Below are 757 nucleotides of genomic sequence, written 5' to 3'. Positions count from 1 at the left end.
AACCCATCACCCCACGTAATAAGCCCCCAAATAACCCACCAACAGCTTCTTACACTCCGCAATCAGCCCCGCATCCCCCTCCGGATCAGCCCGAAAAGCCAGTTGCAGCACCGCATCCGCAGCCTCCATCGTCACCCGCAGCGCCAGCTCGATCTCGGCGGTGTCGGCGCGGGAGGAGTCCAGGAAGGGCGTCAGCATCCGCAGGCGCCGCGCTACTGCCGTGTTGTTCTCGACGGTCTCGTCCAACAGGTACAGGTCCCGCGGGTCCGCCTCCGACCATTCGCTTCCGGCGCCGAAGTCCAGGACGCCGAAGCCGGGTTGGGTGCGGCGCATATCCACGAATTCGTCGATGGCGACGTCTACGACCGCCTCCACTGAGCTAGGCACCGCCTCGCTGTAGCGACGCTCCAGGCGGCCCATGTAGTTCTCGAGGTTTCGTGCGGCGAGGGCGTGTACCAGGGCGCTCTTGTCCGCGAAGAACTGGTACACGGTGCCGATCGGGACTTCGGCGCGTTTGGCGACCGCGGTGGTGGTCAGGCCGGCGAAGCCGAGCTCGTCGAGGAGTTCGGCGCACACGTTGAGGATCCGCTCGTAGCGCTCGGCGCTGCGCCGCTGCATGGGGCGGCGCCGGAGTCCCGTCGCGGGCTCGGTCGTGGATTCCATTCCCCTATTCTCCTCCGCCCGCTAACCTGAGGATGACTCATGTTAGTCCTCCCGGAGGTGGCACCGCTGTGACCGACTACACCCCGCCCCCGAC

Annotated in this window: 1 protein-coding gene; it reads right to left on the bottom strand. The window is 66.2% G+C overall.

Annotation, left to right across the window (positions count from 1 at the left end):
- Positions 1-6: 6 nt before the first annotated feature.
- Positions 7-663, bottom strand: coding sequence for a TetR/AcrR family transcriptional regulator (locus IZR01_RS49410; RefSeq protein ID WP_194900167.1), 657 nt, complete (start codon positions 661-663; stop codon positions 7-9).
- Positions 664-757: the final 94 nt, after the last annotated feature.

Source organism: Catenulispora pinisilvae (assembly GCF_015356865.1).
Taxonomy (GTDB): domain Bacteria; phylum Actinomycetota; class Actinomycetes; order Streptomycetales; family Catenulisporaceae; genus Catenulispora; species Catenulispora pinisilvae.
The sequence above is the reverse complement of the archived record's forward strand: the minus strand, read 5'-3'. Positions and strand labels throughout refer to the sequence as shown.

Excerpts from the sequence above, each read along its gene's own strand:
- IZR01_RS49410 (WP_194900167.1), bottom strand. The coding sequence starts at position 663 with ATGGAATCCACGACCGAGCCCGCGACGGGACTCCGGCGCCGCCCCATG.